General features: G+C 58.3%; 22 protein-coding genes and 2 tRNA genes. 10 read left to right on the top strand and 14 right to left on the bottom strand.

Features of this window, described 5'->3' with window-relative positions; all coding sequences use genetic code 11:
• The first annotated feature begins 10 nt into the window (after positions 1-10).
• Complete coding sequence (locus CKA81_RS01525) at positions 11-2,749, top strand: M16 family metallopeptidase (RefSeq protein WP_128353719.1); 2,739 nt, start codon at positions 11-13, stop codon at positions 2,747-2,749.
• Position 2,750: 1 nt separating this feature from the next.
• Here CKA81_RS01525 and dnaJ read toward each other — a convergent pair whose 3' ends face one another.
• The 5 genes from dnaJ to hrcA form a co-directional block, all read right to left on the bottom strand.
• Positions 2,751-3,884 carry a molecular chaperone DnaJ gene (dnaJ, locus tag CKA81_RS01520; protein ID WP_128353718.1) on the bottom strand — a complete coding sequence of 378 codons (1,134 nt, stop codon included), beginning with the start codon at positions 3,882-3,884 and terminating at the stop codon, positions 2,751-2,753.
• Positions 3,885-3,913: 29 nt separating this feature from the next.
• Positions 3,914-5,836, bottom strand: a complete 1,923-nt coding sequence (gene dnaK, locus CKA81_RS01515) for a molecular chaperone DnaK (protein WP_128353717.1) — start codon at positions 5,834-5,836, stop codon at positions 3,914-3,916.
• Between the two features lie 130 nt (positions 5,837-5,966).
• Positions 5,967-6,572: a nucleotide exchange factor GrpE gene (gene grpE, locus CKA81_RS01510; RefSeq protein ID WP_128353716.1), complete on the bottom strand. Its 606-nt coding sequence runs from the start codon at positions 6,570-6,572 to the stop codon at positions 5,967-5,969.
• A 94-nt stretch (positions 6,573-6,666) separates the two neighbouring features.
• On the bottom strand, positions 6,667-7,749 hold the full coding sequence (gene hemH, locus CKA81_RS01505) for a ferrochelatase (RefSeq protein ID WP_128353715.1): 1,083 nt from the start codon (positions 7,747-7,749) through the stop codon (positions 6,667-6,669).
• A gap of 15 nt (positions 7,750-7,764) precedes the next feature.
• Positions 7,765-8,775 (bottom strand): heat-inducible transcriptional repressor HrcA, encoded by a 1,011-nt coding sequence (hrcA, locus tag CKA81_RS01500; RefSeq protein ID WP_128353714.1) that lies wholly within the window; start codon positions 8,773-8,775, stop codon positions 7,765-7,767.
• A 116-nt stretch (positions 8,776-8,891) separates the two neighbouring features.
• Here hrcA and CKA81_RS01495 point away from each other — a divergent pair, with 116 nt between their 5' ends.
• Both CKA81_RS01495 and recN read left to right on the top strand, forming a co-directional pair.
• Positions 8,892-9,791 carry an NAD kinase gene (locus tag CKA81_RS01495; RefSeq protein ID WP_128353713.1) on the top strand — a complete coding sequence of 300 codons (900 nt, stop codon included), beginning with the start codon at positions 8,892-8,894 and terminating at the stop codon, positions 9,789-9,791.
• 3 nt (positions 9,792-9,794) lie between these two features.
• The gene (gene recN, locus CKA81_RS01490; protein WP_128353712.1) at positions 9,795-11,438 is read left to right on the top strand and encodes a DNA repair protein RecN; all 1,644 of its coding nucleotides are present in this window, start codon (positions 9,795-9,797) and stop codon (positions 11,436-11,438) included.
• A gap of 8 nt (positions 11,439-11,446) precedes the next feature.
• On the opposite strand, the gene fur is transcribed toward recN, so the two are convergent.
• Complete coding sequence (gene fur / locus CKA81_RS01485; RefSeq protein WP_128353711.1) at positions 11,447-11,872, bottom strand: ferric iron uptake transcriptional regulator; 426 nt, start codon at positions 11,870-11,872, stop codon at positions 11,447-11,449.
• Between the two features lie 145 nt (positions 11,873-12,017).
• Between fur and CKA81_RS17205 the strand changes: the two genes are divergently transcribed.
• Positions 12,018-12,680, top strand: a complete 663-nt coding sequence (locus CKA81_RS17205; RefSeq protein WP_228255762.1) for an outer membrane protein assembly factor BamE — start codon at positions 12,018-12,020, stop codon at positions 12,678-12,680.
• A gap of 11 nt (positions 12,681-12,691) precedes the next feature.
• Positions 12,692-13,480, top strand: coding sequence for a 4-hydroxy-tetrahydrodipicolinate reductase (dapB, locus tag CKA81_RS01475; protein ID WP_128353710.1), 789 nt, complete (start codon positions 12,692-12,694; stop codon positions 13,478-13,480).
• Between the two features lie 13 nt (positions 13,481-13,493).
• Here the strand turns inward: dapB and murB are convergent, their stop codons facing one another.
• Complete coding sequence (gene murB / locus CKA81_RS01470) at positions 13,494-14,510, bottom strand: UDP-N-acetylmuramate dehydrogenase (RefSeq protein ID WP_394342540.1); 1,017 nt, start codon at positions 14,508-14,510, stop codon at positions 13,494-13,496.
• Positions 14,511-14,681: 171 nt separating this feature from the next.
• On the opposite strand from murB, the gene CKA81_RS01465 reads away from it, so the two are divergent.
• The 5 genes from CKA81_RS01465 (at position 14,682) to CKA81_RS01445 (ending at position 18,451) form a co-directional block, all read left to right on the top strand.
• Positions 14,682-14,757: transfer RNA gene (locus tag CKA81_RS01465), tRNA-Gly, on the top strand.
• 87 nt (positions 14,758-14,844) lie between these two features.
• Positions 14,845-15,462 (top strand): hypothetical protein, encoded by a 618-nt coding sequence (locus CKA81_RS01460; RefSeq protein WP_228255761.1) that lies wholly within the window; start codon positions 14,845-14,847, stop codon positions 15,460-15,462.
• Positions 15,463-15,543: 81 nt separating this feature from the next.
• Positions 15,544-15,617: transfer RNA gene (locus CKA81_RS01455), tRNA-Cys, on the top strand.
• 791 nt (positions 15,618-16,408) lie between these two features.
• Positions 16,409-17,494: a TRAP transporter substrate-binding protein gene (locus tag CKA81_RS01450; protein ID WP_128353708.1), complete on the top strand. Its 1,086-nt coding sequence runs from the start codon at positions 16,409-16,411 to the stop codon at positions 17,492-17,494.
• Positions 17,495-17,695: 201 nt separating this feature from the next.
• The gene (locus CKA81_RS01445) at positions 17,696-18,451 is read left to right on the top strand and encodes an IclR family transcriptional regulator (protein WP_164878314.1); all 756 of its coding nucleotides are present in this window, start codon (positions 17,696-17,698) and stop codon (positions 18,449-18,451) included.
• A 79-nt stretch (positions 18,452-18,530) separates the two neighbouring features.
• On the opposite strand, the gene CKA81_RS01440 is transcribed toward CKA81_RS01445, so the two are convergent.
• The 7 genes from CKA81_RS01440 to CKA81_RS01410 are packed head-to-tail and all read right to left on the bottom strand — an operon-like array spanning position 18,531 to position 25,086.
• A complete protein-coding gene (locus CKA81_RS01440; RefSeq protein ID WP_128353706.1) occupies positions 18,531-19,256 on the bottom strand; it encodes a sterol desaturase family protein in 726 nt (241 codons plus the stop codon).
• Positions 19,253-20,179 carry a TauD/TfdA dioxygenase family protein gene (locus tag CKA81_RS01435; protein WP_128353705.1) on the bottom strand — a complete coding sequence of 309 codons (927 nt, stop codon included), beginning with the start codon at positions 20,177-20,179 and terminating at the stop codon, positions 19,253-19,255. Before CKA81_RS01435 ends, CKA81_RS01440 begins: the two co-directional genes overlap by 4 nt.
• 15 nt (positions 20,180-20,194) lie before the next feature.
• Positions 20,195-21,664: an FAD-binding oxidoreductase gene (locus CKA81_RS01430; RefSeq protein WP_128353704.1), complete on the bottom strand. Its 1,470-nt coding sequence runs from the start codon at positions 21,662-21,664 to the stop codon at positions 20,195-20,197.
• A gap of 48 nt (positions 21,665-21,712) precedes the next feature.
• Positions 21,713-22,945, bottom strand: a complete 1,233-nt coding sequence (locus tag CKA81_RS01425) for an ABC transporter substrate-binding protein (RefSeq protein WP_128353703.1) — start codon at positions 22,943-22,945, stop codon at positions 21,713-21,715.
• On the bottom strand, positions 22,942-23,979 hold the full coding sequence (locus CKA81_RS01420) for a 2-hydroxyacid dehydrogenase (RefSeq protein WP_128353702.1): 1,038 nt from the start codon (positions 23,977-23,979) through the stop codon (positions 22,942-22,944). Before CKA81_RS01420 ends, CKA81_RS01425 begins: the two co-directional genes overlap by 4 nt.
• 28 nt (positions 23,980-24,007) lie before the next feature.
• Positions 24,008-24,544, bottom strand: a complete 537-nt coding sequence (locus CKA81_RS01415) for a zinc-binding dehydrogenase (protein WP_128353701.1) — start codon at positions 24,542-24,544, stop codon at positions 24,008-24,010.
• Between the two features lie 29 nt (positions 24,545-24,573).
• Positions 24,574-25,086, bottom strand: coding sequence for an alcohol dehydrogenase catalytic domain-containing protein (locus tag CKA81_RS01410; RefSeq protein ID WP_128353700.1), 513 nt, complete (start codon positions 25,084-25,086; stop codon positions 24,574-24,576).
• Between the last annotated feature and the right edge of the window lie 65 nt (positions 25,087-25,151).

Below are 25,151 nucleotides of genomic sequence, written 5' to 3'. Positions count from 1 at the left end.
GAAACCCCGCATGCCCAGCTTATTGTCGACCGCCCTGATCCGTACAAGCACCATGCTGTTGCTGGCCTTCTTCGTCCTGACGGTGCAGGCGGCAACGCTGCCCGCAGGCGTCACCCAGGGCCCATCGGTGGAAGGCGTGACGCAGTACACGCTGGACAACGGGCTGAAGGTACTGTTGGCGCCTGACGAGTCCAAGCCCACTACAACGGTCAATATGACCTACCTGGTCGGTGCGCGCCACGAGAACTATGGCGAAACCGGAATGGCGCACCTGCTTGAGCACATGCTGTTTCGCGGCACACCTACGCTGCGCAATGCGCTGGCTGAATTCTCAAAGCGCGGGCTGGCAGCCAACGGCTCGACCAATAGCGACCGCACTAATTACTACGCCAGCTTTGCGGCCGATGCCGACACCCTGGACTGGTATTTGCGCTGGCAAGCTGATGCCATGGTGAACTCATTGATCTTGCGCGAGGACCTGGACGCTGAAATGACCGTCGTGCGCAACGAGATGGAGCGCGGCGAGAACAGCCCCTTCCAGGTGTTGTTGCAGAAGATGCGCGCCGCAGCGTTTCAATGGCACAACTACGGCCAGGACACCATAGGTGCGCGCTCGGATGTCGAAAACGTGGACATCGCCCAACTCCGCGCCTTCTACGAAACCTATTATCAGCCTGACAATGCGGTACTGATCGTGGCAGGAAGGTTCGAGGTCGACGCCGTACTGCACACGATCTCGGATGCCTTCTCCAGTATTCCGCGCCCTGAGCGCCAACTGCCGCCCGAGTACACCATCGAGCCCGTCCAGGACGGCGAGCGCCAGGTTACCCTGCGCCGGCAGGGCGGCAGCCCGCTGATCGCCGCGCTCTTTCACACGCCGGCTTCAGGCGACCCCGACTTCACCGCCCTCGACCTGGGTGTGGCCATCCTGGCCGATACACCATCGGGCCGCCTTTACAAGGCACTGGTCAACAACCAGCTTAGTGCGGCTGTCTTCGGCTTTGCTGCCGGCATGTACCAACCCGGCTATGCCTTGTTCGGTGCTCAGCTTGAATCCGGCATGGATCAGGCAAAGGCTCTTGAGACCATGAACCGCACGCTGGACGATCTGACCGGGCAGCCCTTCACACAGGCCGAACTGGATCGCATGCGCAACAAGTGGCTGACAGACTGGGCACGGGTGTACGCCCAGCCTTCCAGCCTGGCCAGCGTCTTGTCGGAAAAAGTGGCGGAGGGTGACTGGCGCTTGTTTTTTCTGCAGCGTGATCAAGTGGAAGACATCGCTCTTGAAGACGTCCAGCGCGTAACTACCGCCTATCTGAAAGCCACCAACCGGACCAACGGACTGTATATCCCGACCGAGCAGCCCGAACGCGCGCCCGCACCCAAGCCTGTGGAGTTGGACGAGCTGCTGAAGGGATACGAAGGCAAGGAAACAAGCGCCAGCGTAACGGCCTTTGATCCCTCGCCGGAAAACATCGACGCCGCCACGCTACGCGACCCGTTGGTCTTGCCCAATGGCGAGGTCGAGCTGGCGCTGTTGTCCAAGCCCACTCGTGGAGATCGTGTCGAAGCCAGACTGTTGCTTCAATTTGGCGACGCCGACAGCCTGAAAGGCATGCGCGAGATCTCCAGCGCCACAGCGTCCTTGCTGGACCACGGCACCAGCAGCATGACTCGCCAAGAGATACAGGACCGCTTTGATGCCCTGCAGGCCAGCGTCGGCTTTGGCGGCGGCGCCGGCGTCGTAGCCGTCGACATGTCGACAACCGAAGAGCACTTGCCGGCACTGACCGAACTCGTGCTGCACATACTGCGTGAGGCCAACTTCCCGGCCAATGAGCTGGCCGAGTACCAGCGGCAGGCCTACACCGCCATCAGCAACGCCATGGCCGAGCCCAGTGCTCTGGCATCGCGCGCGCTGGCCCGCCACGACAACCCGTGGCCCAGAGACGACCTACGCTATACCCCTACATTCGAGGAGGCACGCAGCGACATCGAGGCGCTGACTGCTGAAAAACTGAAAGACTTCCATACGCGCTTCTACGGCGCGGGCACCATCAGGTTTTCAGCAGTCGGAGCATTCGACCCCGACGCCGTCAAGGCGGCCATCAGCAAGGGTGTGGAAGGATGGCGCGAGGCACCCGCCTATACGCGCGTGGCTGACCCCTATCATCCCGTGGCGCCCGAGACCTTCACCATAGATACTCCGGGGAAGGCCAATGCGTTCTACCTGACCACGCTGCCGCTGAAGCTGCAGGATACGGATCCCGACTACCCTGCTCTTTACCTGGCCAATTACCTGTTGGGCGGCTCCGAAACCTCGCGTCTGTGGAACCGTGTGCGCGTGCAGGATGGCTTGTCATACAACGTGCGCAGCAGTCTGGACGCCTCTTCGTTCGAACCCTCCGGCGAATGGACAATCTATGCCATTCATGCGCCGGACAGCAGTACCCGCCTGGTCCAGGCCGTCAAGGAAGAGCTAGGGCGCGTACTGAAAGACGGCTACACAGAGGAAGAAGTACGGGAAGGCGTGTCGGCGCTGCTTAATTACCGCAAACTGGCGCGCACGCGGGATGGCACCCTGGCATCAGCCTGGCTGAACTACCTGCAGCTGGATCGTACGTTTGAGTGGTCTGCGAAGATCGACCAGGCCCTGGCCGGTTTGACGGCCGAGACCGTCAACGCGGCCCTGCGCAAGCGGCTGAACCCGGAAGCATTCAGCGCTGCGCTGGCCGGCGATTTTTAGTCTATGAGAAGAAGTTCTTGACCCGGTCGGTCCAGGACTCGCTCTTTGGAGAATGTTTTTCTCCACCTTGAGCCAATGATGTTTCGAACTGGCGCAGGATCTTCTTTTGCTCGTCGGTCAGGCGCACAGGCGTCTCGACCGATATGTGGCAATAGAGGTCGCCAGGGTAGCTGGCGCGCAAGCCCCGTATGCCCTTGCCGCGCAAGCGGAAGGTCTTGCCGGTTTGCGTACCTTCCGGAATGGTGATGGCGCCGCGTCCGGCCAAGGTCGGTACTTCGAGTTCGCCCCCAAGCGCCGCCGTAGTGAACGGGATGGTCAGTTCGCAATGCAGGTCGTCGGCATCGCGCTGGAAAATACCATGCGGCTTCAGGTGGATCTCGACATAAAGATCCCCCGGAGGCCCGCCATTGACGCCGGGCTCGCCATTGCCGGACGAGCGTATCCGCATGCCGTCGTCTATGCCAGCCGGAATCTTCACCTGCAGGGTCTTGTTCTTGCGTATGCGGCCTACGCCGTCGCAAGAAACGCAAGGATCAGTGATCTCTTTACCCGTGCCATGGCAGGTCGGGCAGGTTTGCTGCACACTGAAAAAGCCTTGCTGCATGCGCACAGCCCCGTTCCCGTCACAGGTGTGGCAGGTACGAGGCTTGGTGCCCGGCTTGGCGCCGGAGCCATGGCAGACGTCGCAGGTTTCCCAGCTGGGCACGCGGATTTCGGTATCAAAACCGTTGGCCGCCTGCTCCAGGCTGATGTCCAGCGTGTACTTCAGATCGGCACCACGATATACCTGCGGGCCGCCGCGGCGACCGCCGCCACCGCCCGCTGCCCCGAAGATCTCGCCGAAGATATCGCCAAAGGCATCGGCAAAGCCGGCTCCGCCCATGCCGCCCCCGCCCACGCCGGCGTTGGGATCAACACCGGCATGGCCGAAGCGGTCGTACGCACCCCGCTTTTGTTCGTCGGACAGCATCTCGTAGGCCTCTTTGGCCTCTTTGAACCGCTCTTCCGCTTCCTTGCTGTCAGGGTTGCGGTCAGGGTGGTACTTCATCGCCAGCTTGCGGTAGGCTTTTTTGAGCTCTTCGTCGGTAGCGTTTTTCGCTACGCCCAGTATTTCGTAGTAATCGCGTTTTGCCATGTGAGTTGAATGCGTCTCTTTACCTGACCTTATTGATCGCGTTTGACTTCTTTGAAGTCGGCATCGACCACATCGTCGTCGGCGGGCTTGGCGGCTTCGTCAGCACCTTGCTGCGCTGCTGCCTGTGCCTGCATGTCGGCATACATTTTCTCACCCAGCTTCTGCGAGGCCGTCGCCAAGGCTTCAACCTTGGCGTCGATGGCCGCCTTGTCGCCGTCCTTGAGTGTGGTTTCAAGTTCGGTGATCGCCGACTCGATGGCTTCCTTCTCGGACGCTTCAAGCTTGTCGCCGTACTCTTCCAGCGACTTGCGGGTCGAGTGCACCAGCGCCTCGGCCTGATTGCGTGACAAGGCCAGTTCGGCAATGCGGTGATCTTCCTCGGCGTTGGCTTCGGCGTCTTTCACCATGCGTTCGATCTCGTCGTCGCTAAGACCCGAGTTGGCCTTGATGGTGATCTTGTTTTCCTTGCCCGTGCCCTTGTCCTTGGCCGAGACATGCAAGATGCCGTTGGCGTCTATGTCGAAAGTGACCTCGATTTGCGGCGTGCCACGCGTAGCGGGCGGTATGCCTTCAAGGTTGAACTCGCCAAGCGCCTTGTTGCCTGCAGCGATTTCACGCTCGCCCTGGAACACCTTGATGGTGACCGCGGGCTGGTTGTCGTCAGCCGTCGAGAACACCTGCGAGAACCGGGTGGGTATGGTGGTGTTCTTTTGGATCATCTTGGTCATGACACCGCCCAGGGTTTCGATACCCAGGGACAGCGGCGTGACGTCCAGCAGCAACACGTCGGTACGATCACCCGACAATACCGAGCCCTGGATGGCCGCACCGGCTGCAACAGCCTCGTCCGGGTTGACGTCCTTGCGAGGATCCTTGCCGAAGAATTCCTTGACCTTCTCCTGGACCTTGGGCATGCGCGTCATGCCACCCACCAGGATCACGTCGTCGATGTCTGACACTTTGACACCGGCGTCCTTGATGGCGATGCGGCATGGCTCTATGGTGCGGTCGATAAGCTCTTCAACCAGCGCTTCCAGCTTGGAGCGCGTCATCTTGAGATTAAGGTGCTTGGGACCGGAAGCGTCCGCCGTAATATAAGGCAGGTTGATCTCGGTTTGCTGCGCTGAAGACAGTTCGATCTTGGCTTTTTCCGCCGATTCTTTCAGGCGCTGCAAGGCCAGGACGTCCTTGGAGAGGTCCACTCCGCTTTCTTTCTTGAACTCGCCAATGATGTAGTCGATGATGCGCTGGTCGAAGTCTTCGCCGCCGAGGAAAGTATCGCCGTTGGTGGACAGTACCTCGAATTGCTTTTCGCCATCGACGTCAGCCAGCTCGATGATGGAAACGTCGAAGGTACCGCCGCCCAGGTCATAAACCGCAATTTTGCGATCGCCCTTTTCGGTCTTGTCCATACCGAAGGCCAAAGCCGCTGCAGTCGGTTCGTTGATGATGCGCTTGACGTCCAGGCCGGCAATGCGGCCGGCATCCTTGGTGGCTTGACGCTGACTGTCGTTGAAGTAGGCGGGCACGGTAATGACAGCCTCGGTGACTTCTTCACCCAGGTAGTCTTCGGCCGTTTTCTTCATTTTGCGCAGCACGTCCGCCGAGATTTGCGGAGGAGCAAGCTTTTTGCCTTGCGCTTCTACCCATGCATCGCCATTGTCGGCCTTGATGATGGTGTAAGGCATGAGCTCGATGTCTTTCTGCACGGCCTTCTCGTCGAACTTGCGACCGATAAGGCGCTTGACGGCGTATAGCGTGTTGTGGGGATTGGTGACCGCCTGGCGCTTGGCCGGCGCACCCACCAGGATTTCGCCGTCCGGCATGTAGGCGACGATGGAAGGCGTGGTACGCGTGCCTTCGGCGTTTTCGATGATTTTTACGCTGCTACCGTCCAGGACCGCGACACAACTGTTAGTCGTGCCCAAGTCAATACCGATAATCTTACCCATATTATTACCCTGCTAAAAATTTTGTTTTGTAAATAACTACCCGATGGGAGGTAGGTGGGGGTAAGCCACCAGTTTTCAAGGCTTACCCGCACTTTTTCTGCTTCAGGCCGGCGAACCGGCGCATGGCCACCTACCCGGGCTGGCCCGACGACACCATGACCAGCGCCGGCCGCAGCACGCGATCGGCAATGGTGTAGCCCTTTTGCAGCACCTGAACAATTTCTCCTTCAGCTCGCTCGGACGGTATGGACGAGATAGCCTGGTGCTGATGGGGATCGAATTTGTCGCCCTCTACTGGAGCAACTTCTTTAAGCAGATTGCGGTCGAAGGCGGCATTAAGCTGGCGCAGCGTGGCCTCGACGCCCTCTTTCCATGATTCGGCCGTCTGGTCGGTAAGGGCCAGCGCCGCCTCCAGGCTGTCCTTGACTGGGATCAGGCTTTCAGCGAACGACTCGGTACCGAATTTGCGCGCCTTGGCGACATCTTCCTGCGCCCGGCGACGTATGTTCTCGGCTTCGGCCTTGGCGCGCAGCAATTCCTCGTGATATTGAGCGACTTGTGCCTGCGATTCTGACAGCAAGGTTGCCCAGTCTTCCTCGGCATTGATTTGCTGCGCTTCGCTTGGGACTTCGGCCGACGTGGTTTGATCGTCGGGCTCGTTAGTCTCGAGTTTTTCGGACGTATCGATCGATGGATCCATTTGCTTGGGATCCAGGGGCTCGTTGGGTGCCGGCATAAAAAATCTCCACATCTAGGTATGCAATCCAATGAAATTGGGGCACACGCCCCCAATTCAAGACCACGCGAACCACGTTGTCCTGTCGTAATACTTAAAGTTTACTCTTGCTGCCGGGCAGCCAGCCTGCCAGATGGGTCTGGACCAGGTCCGCCAGGCTGAGTGCCCATTGCGGATCGTCGTTAAGACAGGGCACGTAGCGAAACTGAATACCGCCCTCCTCCAGGAAGGCATCCCGACATTGCATCTGGATTTCTTCGAGGGTCTCGAGACAATCGGCGACAAAGCCCGGGCACAAGACATCCACCGCCCGGACACCTTGCCGGGCCCAGTCGCGCAAGGTGGGCTCGGTATAGGGCTCCAGCCATTTTTCAGCACCGAAGCGGCTCTGAAAAGACACATGGATCAAGTGTCCATCCTGCCCCAGCCGGGTGCGCAACAAGGCCGCTGTCTCCATGCAATCCCGATAATAGGGATCGCCCTGCTCCACGGTGCGACGCGGCAAACCATGAAAACTCAGCAGCACGCGCTCTGGCTTGCCCTGGTCTTCCCAATGGCGGAGCAGGTGGGTCGCCAGCGCATCGATATAACCGGGCAGGTCGTGATAACGCTTGATGAAACGCAGCTCTGGCTGGTTGCGCATCCGTGCCGCGCAGGCGGTAACGCTATCCACGGCGGTGGCCGTGGTGCTGGCTGCGTATTGCGGATACATGGGCAGCACAACAATGCGGTCGCAACCCGCCGCGCGCAGGCGGGCCAAGGCGTCGGCGATAGAAGGATTGCCATAGCGCATGCCCAGTTCAACGCGTGCCTCTATGCCTTGCGAGGTCAGCGCCTCCTGGACACCCTGGCTCTGGGCCTGGCTCCAGACCAGTAGCGGCGACCCACCCTCCAGCCAGATCTCTTCGTAGCGAGGTGCCAGTGCACGAGGGCGACGCGTCAGAATAAAAGCGTGCAGTATCACTTGCCAGATCCATTGCGGGATCTCTATGACACGCGGGTCCGACAAGAACTCAGCCAGGTATTTGCGTATGGCGGGGGCCGTGGGTTGATCGGGGGTGCCAAGATTGATCATGAGCACGCCGATTGGGCCCGGATCGCGCGGCGGCGGATTTGTGCTGAAGGCCTGCGGATCTGCAGGTTCAGGCAAGTAGCGTGACGGTAAGGATATGGCCATGGAAGGATTTCGGCGTCAGGACTGATTGTGACTGAGAGCGTTGGAAAGCAGGCGGGCTGTAATGTCCACAATGGGGATGACCCGCTCGTAAGCCATGCGGGTAGGCCCGATAACGCCCAGCGTGCCCACGACCGTGCCGTCCACGCCATAAGGTGCGGTAATGACTGAAACGTCGTCCATCGGGACCAACCGCGAGTCGCCGCCGATATAAATCTGTACGCCTTGCGCGCGGCTGGACACATCCAGCAACTGCAGCAGATCGGTCTTTTTCTCGAACAGCGAGAACATGCGCCGCAAGCGATCCATGTCGGACGCAATCTCGGAGATATCCAGCAACTTGCTCTCGCCGGAGATCACCAGCGAGTCGTCCGTATCGGCAGTGGCGGTGCCCGCTTCGACAGCCGCCTGCATCAGCCGGGAGATATCAGCCTGCAGCGAAGACAACTCTTGCGTGATGGCCTGCCGCACTTCGTCGAAGGACATGCCGGCAAAATGCTGGTTGAAGAAGTTGCTGGCTTCGATGAGCTCTTGCTCGAGGTAATCGCGCGAAACAAACAAAATGCGGTTTTGCACGTCGCCATCGGGCGTCACAATAATAAGCAGTACCCGCTTATCGGACAGCCGGATGAATTCAATCTGGCGAAATACCTGCGCCCGTTTGGGTGCCAATACCACTCCTGCGAACTGCGACAGGTTGGACAGCAGGGCTGCGGCCGCCGTGATGGCACGGCCCGGCTCGGCCGCGGGCAGGATCTGCCTGATCTGGCTGGGCGGCAGAACTTCGAAACGCTGTACAGCCAACAGGCGATCGACAAACAGGCGATAACCCTTGGGCGTAGGAATACGGCCCGCCGATGTGTGCGGGCTATGGATGAGGCCGAGATCTTCGAGGTCGGCCATAACGTTGCGGATGGTGGCGGGCGACAGGTCGAACATTTTGGACAAGGTGCGCGAACCCACCGGTTGCCCATCGGCAATGTATCGTTCTATAAGCGCTTTCAGCAGCGCATTGGCTCGGTCGTCCATGGCTCTATTCTAGGCAATCCTGCCAACACGGGTTGTTATACCTACAGCCAACGAGGCGCAGGAACCATATAATCACTTAGTCTCTATTATTCCATCAATCACCCCGGTATTACTTTATGCACTTTAAAACCGTTGCGATCATCGGCCGTTACCAAGACACCGGCCTGGATGCACCGCTGCGTCAACTGGCCGACATGCTGCTGGCAACCGGCTGTAAAGTACTGATGGAAGCCGACACCGCCAGGAATACCGGCATTACCGAATACACCGCCGCCACATATGCCGAAATCGGCCAGCAGGCCGACCTGGCTGTCATCATGGGTGGCGATGGAACCATGCTGGGCGCCGCCCGCCTGCTGGCGCAAAGCGACGTCCCGCTTATCGGCATCAACCACGGCCGGCTGGGCTTCATTACCGATATCCCCCTGCACAGCGCCACCGACGCCCTGGCCAGCGTCATGCATGGCCATTACGACGCCGAAGAGCGTGTCATGCTGGAGGGCCGGGTGGTGCGTGGCAACGACACCCTATTTTCGGGCGTCGCACTTAACGATGTTGTGCTGAACCGCGCAGGGCGCGGCGGCATGATCGAAGTCAGCGTCGATTTCGACGGCGCGTTCATGTATAGCCAACGAGCCGACGGCCTGATCGTGGCCACGCCCACCGGGTCTACCGCCTATTCCCTTTCGGCCAACGGCCCTGTGGTGCATCCCAGCCTTAACGCCATACTGCTGGTGCCTGTTGCCCCGCAAACCTTGTCCAACCGCCCCATCGTGCTGCCTGACAGCGGTACGCTAAGCCTCACCATCTCGGCGCTGGGGCGCGTCGAATCCGGCGCCAGCGTCCACTTCGACATGCAGACCTGGTCCGATTGCCAGCCCGGCGACCGCATCGATATCCGTCGGGCCCAACATACCGTGCGATTTATCCATCCGCGCGGCTACAGCTTCTTCTCCACGCTGCGACGCAAGCTGTACTGGAACCACGTACCGCAACCTTCCGATACGGACGAATAAATCATGCTGCGTACCTTGCACATACGCGATTTCGTCATTGTCGATCAGGCAGACATCCATTTCGAGGCTGGCTTTACCGTGTTCTCCGGCGAGACCGGCGCCGGCAAGTCCATACTTATCGACGCCCTGTCACTGGCCCTGGGGGCCCGGGCCGACACCACTGTGCTGCGCGAAGGCGCTCAAAAAGCGGACATCACCGCCGTCTTCGACGCCCCCGACGCGCTACGACCCTGGCTGCTCGAGCAACAGCTGGACCCGGACGATGCGCTGGTATTGCGACGGGTAATCGACAACCAAAGCCGCAGCCGCGCCTTTATCAATGGGCTGCCCGTTACCCTGGGTCAATTGCGCGATCTGGCCGAACACTTGGTTGACATCCACGGGCAGCACGCACATCAAAGCTTGCTCAAGCCGGCCAACCAACGAGCCTTGCTTGATGCCCACGGCGGCCATCTGCCGCTGGCGGCGCAAGTGCAGCAAGCCTGGCAGGCCTGGCAAACCGCCCAAAAAGCCCTGGCCGCCGCCAGCCAAAACGAAGCCGCCCTGCAGGAAGAACGCGAGCGCCTCGAATGGCAATTGGCCGACCTGGACACCCTCGACCTGCGGCCGGGCGAATGGGACGCCATCACCAACGACCATAGCCGGCTGGCCCACGCTCAGGCACTGCTGGACGGCGCCACCCAAGCGCTGGCCGCTCTCGACGACGAACAAAACTCCGCGCAATCGGCGCTGGGGGTGGCGGCACATAGCCTGCAGCCCCTGCTGCGTCACGACAACCGTTTACAAAGCATTTACGACGCCATCGAGTCCGCGCGCATCGCGGCCAGTGAAGCCGTTTCCGACCTCAACAGCTATCTCGACAAGGTCGAGCTCGACCCCGCCCGTCTCGCCGCAGCGGAAGAACGCCTGGGCGTTATTTTCGACACCGCCCGCAAGTTCAAGATCGATCCGCCCGAGCTCCCCGCCCTGCAGCTATCCTTGCGCCAGCAACTCGAAGCCAGCCAGGCGGCCGCCAATATGCCATTGCTGATCGAACAAAATCGGGCTGCCGCCGCACACTACGACGAACTCGCAGCGCAATTGGCAAAAGCAAGGGCGGCAACCAGCAAACGCCTGGCAAAAAACGTTACCCAGGCTCTCCAGACACTGGCCATGCTAGGCGGACGCTTCCAGATCGAGCTTACCGCCTGCCCGCCGGGTCCTCATGGCACCTCCGCGGTCGAGTTCCTGGTTGCCGGCCACGCGGGCACCACGCCCAAGCCGCTGGCCAAGGTAGCCTCGGGCGGCGAGCTGGCCCGCATTTCGCTCGCGCTATCGGTCATCGCCAGTCAGGCCGCGCGGGTGCCCACCCTCATATTCGACGAAGTCGACACGGGCGTGGGCGGTGCGGTAGCCGAGGTCGTCGGACGGCTGCTGCGCGAGCTCGGGCAGCGTCACCAGGTTCTGTGCGTTACGCACCTGCCGCAGGTGGCGGCGCGCGGAACCCAGCATTACGAGGTCAGTAAATCCACGTCACAAGCCAGCACCCTATCCATGATCAGGATGCTGGACGACAAAGGTCGGGAAAATGAAGTGGCCCGCATGCTGGGGGGCCTGAAGATCACCGACACGACGCGCAAGCACGCGCGCGAAATGCTGGCGGGTTGAAGCTGGACTTATTTTGGCTTGGCGGCAGTACAGTCCGGGCAAATACCGTAAAGCAGCATGGTATGGCTCTCGAGCACGAAACCGTGGTCCTTGGCAACCTTGTGCTGGCGTTTTTCGATTTCCGGTTCGCTAAACTCTTCGACCTTGCCGCAATTGGTGCAAATCAGGTGATCGTGGTGGTCGCCGTCGTTAAGCTCGAACACGGCCTTGCCGCCGTCAAACTGGCTGCGCACCAGGATGCCGGCCTGCTCGAACTGCGTCAACACCCGGTAGACCGTGGCCAGGCCAATATCGACATCTTCAGCGATAAGCGCGCGGTAGACGTCTTCGGCGCTTTGATGGCGGTGATCGGCCCGTCTGAATATGTCGAGGATCTTCAGGCGCGGGAAGGTCGCCTTCAAGCCCATGCTTTTCAGTTCGTTCTGGTTAATCATAGCTAGAATGTCTCTGGTGAAATGGATGGTGTCCGGGCAGGATGAGGCTTGCAAAATACGCCCGGCGCCGACTAACGCTATTATGCGTTTATTCTTGAACCTTTATGATAACGGTTTTATTCGATCTGAATAACAGGGGCGCTTCGTGCTGACGACTGCAAAACCAATATTTTCAACGCTTCGCGCCGGTTTGACGGCAATTGCACTGACCGTAACACTGGGCGCCTGCGGCACCACCAACTGGGGTTTCCCGTATCGGCCTGATGTACAGCAGGGTAACTGGATCACGTCCGAGCAGGTGGCCCAACTGCAGCAAGGCATGACGCGCGAGCAGGTGCGTTTCATCCTGGGCACGCCCACCTTGCAAGACGTATTTCGCAGCAATCGCTGGGATTACCCCTACTACAACAAGCCCGGCTATGGCGAAGAGCAACAGCGCAAGTTCACCGTTTGGTTCGACGGTGACAGCCTGGTGCGCTGGGAAGGCGACGAACAGCCCGACCGGCAACCCTTCCAGAAGGCCGATACCGGCATGACCGGAGAAAGCGGCGCCAACGCTGCTGATGAAGACGCAGGCGACGGCATCCCAGCCGACACTGCCGGCGCAGACGCCGCACAGACCAGCCCGATTCCAGGTGTCACGCCTGCGCAACCCGCCGCCGACGGGACAGCGCCCGACCAGCAAAGCGAAGCCGACGCACAGGTAGAAACAGAACGCAGGCGCGCCATTCTCAACGCCCCCGATACACAGCGGACGCCTTCTGGCGCGCCGTCAGCCGGCAGGAACACCGCCGAACCGCTGCGCTAAGGAGCATGACAATGCGTATTGCCATCGCAGGCGCAGACGGACGCATGGGCCGGATGCTGATCGAAGCTGTACTACAAAGCCCCGACATGACCCTTACTGTCGCCTTGGACAGAGCCGGCTCGCCGGCCTTGGGACAGGACGCAGGCAGCTTTCTGGGCCAGGAAACCGGCGTCGCCATCACGGACGACCTGGGCGCCATTGCCAATGCGGATTGCCTGATCGACTTCACCCGGCCCGAGGGTACGCTGGCCCATTTGCAGGCCTGCGTCGAACACGGCACGCGCTGCGTGATCGGGACCACCGGCTTCACCGAAGAAGGTCGGCGCGCCATTCAGGCAGCCAGCCAGAAGATCGCCGTAGTCTTCGCACCCAACATGAGCGTCGGCGTCAACGCCACCCTCAAGCTGCTTGATATTGCGGCGCGCCTGCTGAACAGCGGTTACGACGTCGAGGTATTCGAAGCGCACCACCGCAACAAGGTCGATGCGCCCTCCGGTACGGCCTTGGCCATGGGCGAAGCCGTAGCGCATGCCTGGGGAAAAAACCTTGACGACATAGCCGACTGGGCCCGGCATGGCGAAACCGGCGCACGCGAAACCGGCCGCATCGGTTTTTCCGTCATGCGCGGCGGCGACATCGTGGGCGACCATACGGTGTTTTTCTGCGGCACAGGCGAACGGATAGAGATCAGTCATCGCTCCAGCAGTCGCACGACCTATGCCCAGGGCAGCTTGCGGGCCGCCCGCTATCTGGCGCGAAAAGAGTTCGGCTTGTTCGACATGCAAGACGTGCTGGCCTGAGGCCAGCGCCCGCCTAGGCGACCAGCACGGGCTCTTGCTCCAGGGCCACGCCAAACCGCAAGGCAATATCGTCCTTGATCGCTTGTGCCAGTTGCATGATATCGGCGGCGCTTGCGCCGCCGTAATTTACCAGCACCAGCGCTTGGCGATCGTGCACGCCCACTGGTCCGACGCGCCTACCCTTCCAGCCAGCTTGATCGATCAACCAGCCCGCTGCAAGCTTGTACTGACCGCCGGCCAGCGGGTAAGCCACGACCTGCGGATGGACCTTGCTGATGGCCTCGAAGTCCGCGCGATCCACCACCGGATTCTTGAAGAAACTTCCTGCATTGCCCAATACGGCCGGGTCCGGCAGCTTCGCGCGCCGCACCTCGCACACCGCATCAAAGATCTGGCGCGGCGTGATGTCCGCAGCAACAGCTTGCAATGCGGGATGACGCTGCAGGTCGGGGTAGCCCAGCACAGGGGTCCACCGCTTGGGCAGCCGGAACCTGACGGCCAGTATCAGCCATCGTCCAGGCTCGGACTGTTTGAACAGACTGTTGCGATACGAGAAATCGCAATCTTCAGGTCTCATTTCGACCTGACGCCCCGCGCGTAGATCCCAGGCGCTCAAACTATGAAAACGCTGGTCCAGCTCTACGCCGTATGCGCCTATATTTTGCACCGGGGCCGCACCGACCGTGCCCGGGATCAAGGCCAGGTTCTCCAAGCCGGCCCAGCCCTGGTCCAGGCAATGCGCAACGAAATCATGCCAGCACTCCCCTGCCTGGGCTTCCACCACCCACTCGGTGGGCGTCTGGTCACACAGGCGTATGCCGCGAGACTCCACTTTGACGACGAGGCTGGTCAGCGTTTCGGGCAGCACCACATTGCTGCCGCCGCCAAGGACAAACACGCTGTCGTGCTGACTGGCCATTTCGGAAAACAGCGGCAACTGCCCGGGCGACCGGTACGTAACCAGGGCCAAGGCGTGCGAGCGCAGGGTCAGTGTGTTGAAGGAAGTAAGATCGTACTTGGCAGTTTGCAGCAAGGCGGCCCTGTCACTAAAAAATTTATGCTAATATTCTGGTCTTCGCTAAATCTTAGTTGATTTTACGCAGGTAGTTTTGAAGGCGCCGGGCAACTTGCAAGGGACAAGAAATTACCCTACAATGCGAGGCTTCTTTGCAGCAGGAAAGCCCCGGCTGCAAAGCTTTACGCGGGAATAGCTCAGTTGGTAGAGCGCAACCTTGCCAAGGTTGAGGTCGCGAGTTCGAGACTCGTTTCCCGCTCCAAGATTAAACAAAAAGCCCAAACTTCGGTTTGGGCTTTTTGTTTAATGCGCCGGCGTTTTTTGCGCAGGCGATAGGGGAGTACACGCAGTGGAATTCACATTCGGCTTGTTGATGGTCTTCGTGGCATGGCAGCTGCTGCGCACACGATACCAGCGCTCTCATATCGCATTGTTGGGCCAGCATCTGGCCAATATGCAGCTTGAGCGCCACATGGAAACGCTGACGCAAGGCTACACCCGCGCCATCCACGAGAAAGACGAAGGGCGCCAGCTTCAGGTGCTGGAAACTTTTGCGCAAACTGAGAGCGCCGTGGCAGCACAGTTGCGCTCATTGGCGGAAGCCATGCAAAAGGAAAGCGAACCGGACACCAGCATGGTCGTGCTTCCCATGTGTCTGCCTTATGCCGAACGCTTTCTTCCCTCTGTTACTCGCGACTTCCGCAAGCTTCTGCATATCCATGCGGCGGGTTTGCGCCACGTTGTAGACAACGAAGGCGGCTGGGATCTGAAAACCCGCGCCTACCACTTGTCTGCCGAGCTGTATCTTTTCCAGCACAGCTGCCACTGGTACTGCAAATCGCGCGGGGTGGCCAATGCGCGCCTGATGCTGCGGCACCAGGTTCAGCATCAGAAGGCCCTGGAGTCGGTGTCAGCGGTGACCCGCACGGCGTATCAGCAATGGCTGGACGGCACTGCTGGGCGTTAAGCCTCTCGGCGCCGAACGGCAATGAAGCCGGTCGGTTAAGCGGGGTATCTGCGAATATCGTATACTAGCGGACTTCATTGAGGCGCAATGGCAGAGTGGTCATGCAGCGGATTGCAAATCCGTGTACCCCGGTTCGATTCCGAGTTGCGCCTCCAACAAACGAGCCATTCTCCAAGGCTCTTCCAACCGCATTGAGCCAAGACTCGCGTTTGCGTGTGAAAAAGTGCTCATCAATCCCAAGTACTTGCGGGCAACTGCGGCCTGAGAGCTCCAACACCCGCCGCTTCACAAAGGATTGATACCAGCGCTCGACCGTCACACTACCGATGCGGTGCGTGTGAGTCAGCTTGCGCTGGCTGACACCGCCCTCGTCGGCTTCAAAGACCTCCAGCCGGTACGTCTCGGTGGCACGTAGCCTGGGAAGAATCCCGGCAAAACGATGCCGGAAATAGCGGTTGCAGTCTACGCAGTGATACTTGGGCACGCGCAGGTGCAGCACCACCAGCTTATTTCCCTGGCGCGTATGCTTGAGCGTAAGCAGGTAAGTGGCCTTGACGCGCACCTGGTTGCCTGCGCAGTGCACGCAGGCCGGCCGCTTACGTGGCCCTGCCCACACATGAGTATCCTTCATTCGTCTTACGGCCTGGACCACCAGTCCAGGGATCCCTAGGATAGAATCGATTGGGGACATCGGCATTGTTTCCTTTAGACGAGTTCTTCGCAAAAACAAGTCTAATGAATGTCGATCGTCCCCCGATCATGATGAAGAGCCGCGCTTCGCGGCAAATACGACAACTACTCCCCTACTGTCATATCTCGGTGCAACGAGCGCGCTGATACCCGTCGACAACTGAACGTGCTCGACTCAAAAGTTCTCAAATAAGAACATTGACCACAGTGTATATTTATGAGAACATTTGATTGATTAATTAATCAGGAGACATAAATGCAACGCCGTTCCTTTATTAAAAACGCAGCGCTCGGAGCTACAGCCTCATTGGGAGCTATTGCTGCTCCGGCCTTGGCCCAGTCCACGCCGACGATCAACTGGCGCCTGGCGTCCAGTTTCCCAAAATCTTTGGACACGATCTTCGGCGGTTCCGAACGCATGTGCAAACGTATTTCGGAGCTAACAGGCGGCAAATTCAACATCCGCGCCTTTCCAGGCGGCGAGATCGTTCCGCCATTTGAGGTTATGGGTGCTGTCCAGAACGGTACCGTTGAAATGGCGCACACCGTGTCCCAGTATTTCTCGGGCGTGGACTCGGCGTTTACCTTTGACTCTGGCCTTCCTTTCGGTCTGAACTCGCGTCAGCAGACTGCCTGGTTCGAAAAAGGTGGCGGCAAGGAATTGCTGCGTGAGTTCTTCAAGGAATACGGCATCATCAATTTTATGGGCGGGAACACCGGCACCCAGATGGGAGGCTTTTTCCGCAAAGAGATCAACACCGTTGCCGATATCAACGGCCTGAAGTTCCGCATTGGTGGGATGGCGGGGCGCATCTTCGAAAAACTGGGTGCGGTACCGCAACAGATTCCAGCCGGTGACGTTTATTCAGCACTTGAGAAAGGCACCATAGATGCGGCCGAGTTCGTGGGCCCCTTTGATGATGAAAAATTGGGTTTCAACAAGGTAGCGCCGTACTACTATGCTCCAGGCTGGTGGGACGCCGGCCCGCAAGAGTCGTTCTACGTCGGCATCAAGGCGTGGGACCAACTACCCAAGGAGTACCAGGCGGCGTTGGAAACAGCTACTTATGAAACACACGTGCAAATTCAAGCCCAGTATGATGCTGCTAATCCAGCAGCGTTGGCACGAATCCTAAAGAACGGTGGCCAACTGCGCTGGTTCTCCAAGGAGATCATGGAAGAATGCTATAAGCTTTCGAACGAGCTGTTCCTTACCGAAGCTGAGAGAAACCCGCGCTTCAAGAAGATCTTGGATCCGTGGCTGCGGTTCCGCGACGACAGCAACCAGTGGTTCTCGGTTGCCGAGGGACCAATGCAGAACTTCCTGGCAAGCGTCAAGTAATATCAGTTGGGTGGGCTTGCAGCGTAGATGAAACACAACTACGCTGCTATCGGCATTGAGCGCCCCGTATTGCACAGCGCGACCATCACTCCGTAACCGATAGCCCTCCCCTTTTCCAATAACGAAAATATGCAAGCTAAGCCGACAGATGGACCCATAGAAACACAGGAACAGCCCAGACTGCGGTCACCAGCCCGTATCTTGAAGATTATCCAGATCCTCGCCAAGCATCAAGATACTGGACAAAATCTTTCCAAGATCAGCGCGATGCTAAGTGCGCCCAAAACGAGCACATTCTCCCTGCTCAGAGCGCTGTGCCAAGAAGGCTACGTGAGGTTGGCGGGTTCCCAATACCATCTCGGCAACTCTGCCTTTTCCTTGGCGGCGCTGATCAACAGTGCGCAGGCAAAGTCGGTCGATCTCACCGAATTACCCGACCTGGCGATGCCTTTCATACGTCAACTGGCCGACGACGTGGGTGAAACGGTGTTCATCTCAAGTCTCACGCCCGATCAGAATGAAGCCATCTATATAGCTCGCGCAGAGAGCAAGCACCCCATACGGTTCATGGCGTCAATCGGAGAAAGGCGGCCGCTGTATTCGTCGTCTGGTGGCCGGGCATTGCTGGCCTTCATGCCCAAAGAACAACGAGAAGCTTATTTGAAGAGCTTCAAGCCGACCACGACCGCAACGGGTACGGTAATCGACCGTCAAGCGCTACGCAGCATGATTGAGACCATTCAAGAAAGTGGCATTGCCACGACGTCAGACGATACCCACGTGGGGGTCTCGGCCTATGCCACCCCGATCCTTGTGAGCCCCGGCGTACCTGTCGCAGCGCTAATCGTAGCCGCTCCGACCGAACGATCCAAACCCAAACAGAGCTCAATTATTCGTTCACTCACCGCCTGCGCCAAAGAGTTATCGTTGGTCATGGGCTATAAGGCTCTGGACTAGCAGCCTTCAGTTTTTAAGGCGACATCTGCTAAAAGAGAGATGGTCTTAAACAACGCAGATGTCCGCCTCTCAAAATTAATCAAGGCTTAGGACGGCGCACGTATTGCGACGACCCGCCATTGAAGGTGGTGCCCCAGAAACCCCTCTGCACATCGCTGGTTTTGAAGAACCAGTCTGCCCAAGGCAAAGTAAAGTTCATATTGTGCGTCATCATTAGCGATGGATCATGATGAGCAAGATGATGGCGCCGCATTGTGCTGATCAGCGGTAGCCGAGTCGTCCAGTGCGTATCCGGAAGATGAGCACATAGATGGAAGGCCTCGAACAATAGATACATGACCACCGATGTGATCACAAACACCAGACCTGCATTAAGTGAAATCACCCACCACGCGACGGCCGCTGGCACTAAAGACAACACCGTGATGACCGGCAGAGCAAAGGCTGGAAAAAAAACAATCTTAAGATCCCGCGCATTCTCGAGTACGCCGTTCTGCTCGGTGAAGAATCGATGGTGGGTTAAGGTGTGGCGCGTGTAAAGCGCTTTGGAGAATGCACTTTTGCCGGGCCGGTGCAACCGCTTGTGCCCCCACCACTCGACTAGATTCCATCCCAGAACAACGAGAGGGATCATTGCGAGCTCGGTCCAGCTAAGTGGGGTCGACAAAAACCAAAGGCACAGGCAAATGGCTAGCATGCCGAATCCCAGTATGATCGCCGCATGGCGAATGCCGCTGTAGCTTTCCGGGATAGTTGTTCGAAACTCAGCGCGAAACGCCCCGTTGTTGCTATGTAGTGAACTCATAACGTTCCCCTAATCTCCTGCCCGCTCGGGCGTCTTGACTTCAACGACGCAAGTGTCGACATCCCTTGTACATGCGAAGTCGTCACGCGCCTCAGATCCCGGGGACAGCTCTCATCGTACGACTTGCCACGATGCAAGGTACGGCGGTTATCCCAAATAACCAGATCGCCGACGCGCCACTTATGTGAATACACGTATTGTGGCTGCGTGGCGTGATCGAGCAGGTCCCGCAATGTCATGCGGCCCTCCGGCAATGGCATGCCGATAAGGTGTGAGGCATGCGATCCTATATATAAGGACTTGCGGCCGTCAGTTGGCAATCGACGCACGACTGGGTGTTGCACAGGCGGCAACGCCGCGCGCTCGTCATCCGAAAAATCACTAAAGCCCAGTTGCTCGCGGGAATACAGTAGTGAATGCTCCGCCTTCATATCTTCAATGCGCTGCTTTTCGGGCTCGGACAGGTCCTGGTACGCCGTACAGGTATCGCTGAACTGTGTGTCTCCGCCTGCCAGGGGGACGCTGCGGGCCAGCAGCATCGAAAGCGCACCCGGCACGGCGCGAAACGAACTGTCAGTATGCCACAGACGATTTCCCAGCAGCAGCATGCGTAGCCTATCGTTTATGGGCCTGGGTCGGTTCTCCGTATCCAAGTTCGATACATCCACGATCTCGGTCTGCGAGATACGCTGCGGGGTATCTTTTCGATACCGCGTTACGGATGGTTCGATTGTTCCGAAATTTTCGGCAAAGGAGATCTGCTGCTCGTTGCTGATCTCCTGGTCGCGCAGTACAACCACGCCGTACTGGTCAATGGCATTTGCAATTTCTTCCAGCGCCGCGTCAGCCAGCCCCTCGCTGATCTTTGCGTTGGTGATTTCGGCCGCGAACGATTCATGTAGGCGATTGATGGTCAATACCATGGGGTTCCTCCTTCCTTATAGTCGTATGGGAATCACCTTGTCGGGATTCAACGTATTGAGCGGGTCGAGCGCCGCCTTGATGGCGCGCATAACATCCAGCTCGATGTCCGATTTGTAAACACCTAAAGCTTCGCGTTTGGTCAACCCGATGCCATGTTCGGCGCTGATGGACCCGCGATACTTTTCAACAATGTCAAAAACCACAGTATTGAAGACTGGCGTCCAGTTTCCAAAGCGCCCATCGTCATCCACGGGCGCAGCCAAGTTGAAATGAACATTACCGTCACCACAATGACCGAAAGCTAAAGGGCGAACGGACGGCAGAACTTCCAGGCAAGCCTGGGAGGCCTCTGGAATAAACTCGGGTATCGACATCACGGGAACGGAAACGTCGAACTTGATTGATGCGCCCTCGAACTTCTGGGCCTCGACCAGAGCTTCGCGAACGCGCCACATAGCGGCACGCTGGCTATCGTTACTGGCGACTGCGGCGTCGATGATAAGGCCGGCCTCAAGGGCATCCTCCAGTAAAGTCTCCAACATGATGTCCAGGTGACCGTCGTTTACCGAGCTGGACAGCTCCATCAACACATACCAATCCGCCTCTCCGGGCAAGGGATCGCGGATGTCGTGGATATTGCGGACCGCTATATCCACACCGAATCGCGGCATGAATTCGAACGCTGTCAATTGATCGCCCGTCTTCATGCGCGACAAACTCAACAAGGAAATTACAGACTGCAGCGTGGGCAATGAAACATAGGCCGTCGTGACCGAAACAGGTTTGGGAAACAGACGTAAGGTCGCCCCAGTGATCACCCCTAACGTTCCCTCCGCACCGATAAACAACTGTTTCAGGTCATAGCCTGTATTGTCCTTGCGCAGCGCGCGCAGGCAATCCAGCACGCGCCCATCAGCCAACACGACCTCCAGCCCCAGGGTGAGCTCTCGCATATTTCCGTAACGCAGCACCTGCATTCCACCCGCATTAGTGGATAAATTTCCGCCGATCTGGCAACTGCCTTCGGCTCCCAGGCTCAGTGGGAAAAGACGATCATGCTGGTCTGCCGCCTGTTGGACCTCAGCCAGTATGCAGCCCGCGTCCACGGTAATTGTGAAATTGCCAGGATCCACGGACCGTATGCTGCGCATGCGCGATAAACATAAAACAATATTGAGACCGTCCGCAGGAGGAACTGCCCCACCACACAGGCCAGTATTTCCACCTTGCGGAATTACTGGCACGTTGGCTCGGGAGCAGATGGTCATGACCTTTGACACTTGCTGCGTAGTCGTGGGTCGCACAACCAGACCAGTGCTCCCGCGATAAAGGCCCCGCTGCTCGCACAGATACGGAGCAATATCCGCATCAGCGGATAGCCATCCGCTGGGACCCACGACACTCTTGATCTCGTTGATAACGCTTTGCAGGGACTGCTCTGCTAAAGTGGCCTGCTCGATACCTGCCTCGGGTACATAACTCATTGCAACTCCTGGACCTACTCGAGGCCTGTGGCTACCCACAGGCCTCGCCTAGGCCGCATCCTTCTTCAAATATGAACACGTCGACTGCGACAAAGGCTGAAAGGCTTCCGCGGCTGGCACTGTGGCCCGGATATGGTAGTAATCCCAGGCCTTCTTCGATTCGGCCGGCGTCTTTACCTGCACCACATACAAATCCTTCAGCAGCCGGCCGTCTTCGCGAATCTTGCCGTTCGTCGCATAAATATCGTTGATCGGCGCCGACTTCATCTGCTCCATGACAGTTTGCGCGTCATCCGTACCGGCGGCCTCGACAGCTTTGAGATAGGTCAAAGCAGAAGAGTAGGTAGCCGCTTGGATAGCCGAAGGCATTTTGTTCATTCGATCAAAGAAACGCTGAGCGAATTTGCGAGTCTCCTCGTTTGAGTCCCAGTAGAAACCTTCTATCGTGTAGAGGTTCTGCGCCATGTCCAGGCCAAGTGCATGGACATCAGTCAACAGGAAGGCCATTGCCATGACGCTTTGCTTATCGGAAAGCGTCAGTCCGAACTCATTGGCGGCCTTGACAGAGTTGATCATGTCGCCGCCGGCGTTTGCCAAGGCAATCATTTGTGCCCCTGAGGACTGTGCCTGCAGCATGTAGGACGAGAAGTCGGTATTGTTGAACGGCGGGTAAACGCTGCCCACAACCTTGCCGCCGGCCGCCTCTATCATTGCCGTGGCGTCTTTCTCCATGGAGCGCCCAAAGGCATAGTCCGCCGTAACGAAATACCAGGATTTCGCGCCTCGCTCAGTCAACAGCCGCGGTGTATTTGCCAACGCCACCGTGTCAATTTGGTAATGCACGTTGTAAGGGCTGCAATCCTCATTGGTCAGACGCGACGAGTATCCGCCCGTCACCATAGTGATCTTCCGCTTTTGGCGACCCACATCCACCACCGCCAAGGAGGTAGGTGAGCTCACCAGATCAGTGATCATGTCGACACCTTCTGTATCCAACCATTTTCGCGCTGTGGCCGACGCGACGTCGGCCTTATTCAGATGGTCTGCGTAGATAACATCGATCTTTTTCCCGGCAACGCTGCCGCCCATGTCTTCGATCGCCAGCTTTACGGCCTCGACAGATCCCTTGCCGGCAAAATCTGAATTCAGACCGCTAAGGTCGGTCAACACGCCAAGCCTGACCACATCGTCAGAAACCGGTATTGCTTGTCCATGTGCAGACCCGAATGCGACTACTGCGGCGGCAGCCGCCATATAACTGCAAATACTGTTCTTGTTCATGCATTGTCTCCTTGCATTGAAACTGCCGGCATCCGCTCTCTTGCGGTTCCCAGCACCTCAGGATTGAGTATCGATGGCGGTTCGCCGGCGTTAGGGCCGTAGCCCAGCGCAGCAATCAAGTTATCCACAGCCAAGTTGGCTAAGGCGCGGCGCGTCTTTGTGGTAGCGCTTCCAATATGGGGCGACATAATCAGGTTTGGCGCTTCGAGCAACGCCGGATGTACCCGGGGCTCATCTTCGAATACGTCCAGGGCAGCAGCGGCTATGCTGCCATCCCCAAGGGCCGCGGCCAAGGCATCATCGTCCACGATGCCTCCCCTGGCTATATTCACCAGCGTAGCCGTCCGTTTCATGAGCCTGAGTTCAGCTGCACCTATCGTATGGTGGGCGGAGGCGCTATACGGCAACACAAGCACCACGTGATCGGCCTGCTCCAGCAGTATTTCCTTGGAAACATATCGTGCGCTGCACGCTTGCTCCAATGCGGGATCAAGGCGAGAGCGGTTATGATAGAGGACTGACATGTCGAAGCCGGCTGCGCGCCGAGCGATTGCCTGACCTATGCGGCCCATTCCAATAATGCCCAAGGTAGAGCCATGAAGGTCCACGCCCAGGAAAAGATCATAAGCAAATCCGCCCCACTCTCCGGAGCGAACGAACCGATCGCTGTCGGCGACGCGACGCGCTGCCGCTAGCATAAGCGCCCAGCCGAAATCAGCTACGCTCTCGTTCGACACCTCAGGAGTATTGCTTGCGATAATCCCCGCACGGGTGAGAGCCGGAAGATCAAAGTTGTTGTACCCGGCGGCGCAATTCGAAACGGCGCGCAGCTTGCCAGCGCCAGCAATAACAATCTCGTCGATCCGCTCACCACCCATCAGTATTGCGCCCACCTTGTCAGCAATGCGGCTTTGCAGCTCGTCACCCGACAAAGGGCTATCATCATGGTTTCGCTCGACCTCAAAGTGCTCTTCAAGGCGGGCAATGATGTCGGGGAAAGTCGCTCTAGCGACAAGAATTTTTTCTTTCAAGATTCAGCTCCAAAATGATCCATTGATCATGCTACGGCTGCAGAACGGTCCGTCCAACAACCCCTCCTTCACGCATCTGAGCGATCGCATCATTGATCTCCGATAAGGGTCTGGGGACTATCGGTATCTCTGGTATCCCCTTCCTTTTCACCAGCGCCATCAGCTCGCGCATCTGGGCAAGCGAGCCGACGTAGGAGCCTTCGAGCGATATCGCACGCAGAACCAAGGTAGGAATCGGTAAAGAGAGCTCGCCCCCATACATGCCTACCATGATCAAGCGGCCACCCTTCCTCAACATGGTCACACCTTGAGCAATGGATGCCGGCGACCCGACAAAGTCTAATACCGCGGCTGCGCCATCACCCAAGCCCGCGGTGGCTGAACCGTCCGCGACGGCTGCCGGATCGAACGCGCCGATGGCGCCCATCTGAAGTGCAACTTTTCTCTTGACGGGATCAGGTTCGATCAAGACCGCAGCGTTCCCGTCCATCAGCTTTAGGAGCGCAAGCGCCATCAGCCCTAAACCGCCGGCGCCTATGATGACGAGAGGCTCCTTAATGAGATCCACGCGGGCTTTCAAAAGAGCGCTATAAGCGGTCAGTCCTGAACATGCCAGCGGCGCGGCGGCCAGCTCAGACACCCCCCCAATGAAAAGAGGTACTTGGGATGCGACACCACAATATGACTGCCGAAACCCCCTGGACGAAACACCCCGGTAAAGCGCGGTGAATGGCAAAGGTGGCCTTGCTCACTCGTGCATAGTTCGCAGGCGTCACACCCCGCCCACGGATAGACCAGCATGCGATCCCCAATACTTAGGCCCGAAACATCCGGACCCATCGCCATGATCTCGCCAACGGTCTCGTGGCCCAGCGTATGGGGCAGGTTAATTCCACGCTCGATCAGAGAAATCCGGTTACCGCCGCCAAGGTTGAAGTAGCCATCAGACAAATGCAGGTCTGTATGGCATAGGCCGGCTGCGAGCACGCGCAGCAACACCTCGTTTCCGCGGGGGACGGCTGCAGCGTGACGCCTGCGCTCTAGCTGATTTCCGCAGGCCACAAGCTCATAGCGATAAGCATCGACTTCGGAGCCTTTGGGCTTACGCATGCTGCACGCTTTTTTTGAACGATCCAACCTTTGTCTCCTGCTAGCGGCAACTCGATGCCACTATT

It is taken from the genome of Pollutimonas thiosulfatoxidans (assembly GCF_004022565.1).
GTDB lineage: Bacteria > Pseudomonadota > Gammaproteobacteria > Burkholderiales > Burkholderiaceae_B > Pusillimonas_D > Pusillimonas_D thiosulfatoxidans.
The sequence above is the reverse complement of the archived record's forward strand: the minus strand, read 5'-3'. Positions and strand labels throughout refer to the sequence as shown.

What these genes read in the sequence shown, in the direction of transcription:
- CKA81_RS01525 (WP_128353719.1), top strand. Translation starts at nt 11, where the DNA reads ATGCCCAGCTTATTGTCGACCGCCCTGATCCGTACAAGCACCATGCTG.
- dnaJ (WP_128353718.1), bottom strand. Translation starts at nt 3,884, where the DNA reads ATGGCAAAACGCGATTACTACGAAATACTGGGCGTAGCGAAAAACGCT.
- dnaK (WP_128353717.1), bottom strand. Translation starts at nt 5,836, where the DNA reads ATGGGTAAGATTATCGGTATTGACTTGGGCACGACTAACAGTTGTGTC.
- grpE (WP_128353716.1), bottom strand. Translation starts at nt 6,572, where the DNA reads ATGCCGGCACCCAACGAGCCCCTGGATCCCAAGCAAATGGATCCATCG.
- hemH (WP_128353715.1), bottom strand. Translation starts at nt 7,749, where the DNA reads ATGGCCATATCCTTACCGTCACGCTACTTGCCTGAACCTGCAGATCCG.
- hrcA (WP_128353714.1), bottom strand. Translation starts at nt 8,775, where the DNA reads ATGGACGACCGAGCCAATGCGCTGCTGAAAGCGCTTATAGAACGATAC.
- CKA81_RS01495 (WP_128353713.1), top strand. Translation starts at nt 8,892, where the DNA reads ATGCACTTTAAAACCGTTGCGATCATCGGCCGTTACCAAGACACCGGC.
- recN (WP_128353712.1), top strand. Translation starts at nt 9,795, where the DNA reads ATGCTGCGTACCTTGCACATACGCGATTTCGTCATTGTCGATCAGGCA.
- fur (WP_128353711.1), bottom strand. Translation starts at nt 11,872, where the DNA reads ATGATTAACCAGAACGAACTGAAAAGCATGGGCTTGAAGGCGACCTTC.
- dapB (WP_128353710.1), top strand. Translation starts at nt 12,692, where the DNA reads ATGCGTATTGCCATCGCAGGCGCAGACGGACGCATGGGCCGGATGCTG.
- CKA81_RS01450 (WP_128353708.1), top strand. Translation starts at nt 16,409, where the DNA reads ATGCAACGCCGTTCCTTTATTAAAAACGCAGCGCTCGGAGCTACAGCC.
- CKA81_RS01440 (WP_128353706.1), bottom strand. Translation starts at nt 19,256, where the DNA reads ATGAGTTCACTACATAGCAACAACGGGGCGTTTCGCGCTGAGTTTCGA.
- CKA81_RS01435 (WP_128353705.1), bottom strand. Translation starts at nt 20,179, where the DNA reads ATGGTATTGACCATCAATCGCCTACATGAATCGTTCGCGGCCGAAATC.
- CKA81_RS01430 (WP_128353704.1), bottom strand. Translation starts at nt 21,664, where the DNA reads ATGAGTTATGTACCCGAGGCAGGTATCGAGCAGGCCACTTTAGCAGAG.
- CKA81_RS01425 (WP_128353703.1), bottom strand. Translation starts at nt 22,945, where the DNA reads ATGAACAAGAACAGTATTTGCAGTTATATGGCGGCTGCCGCCGCAGTA.
- CKA81_RS01410 (WP_128353700.1), bottom strand. Translation starts at nt 25,086, where the DNA reads ATGCGTAAGCCCAAAGGCTCCGAAGTCGATGCTTATCGCTATGAGCTT.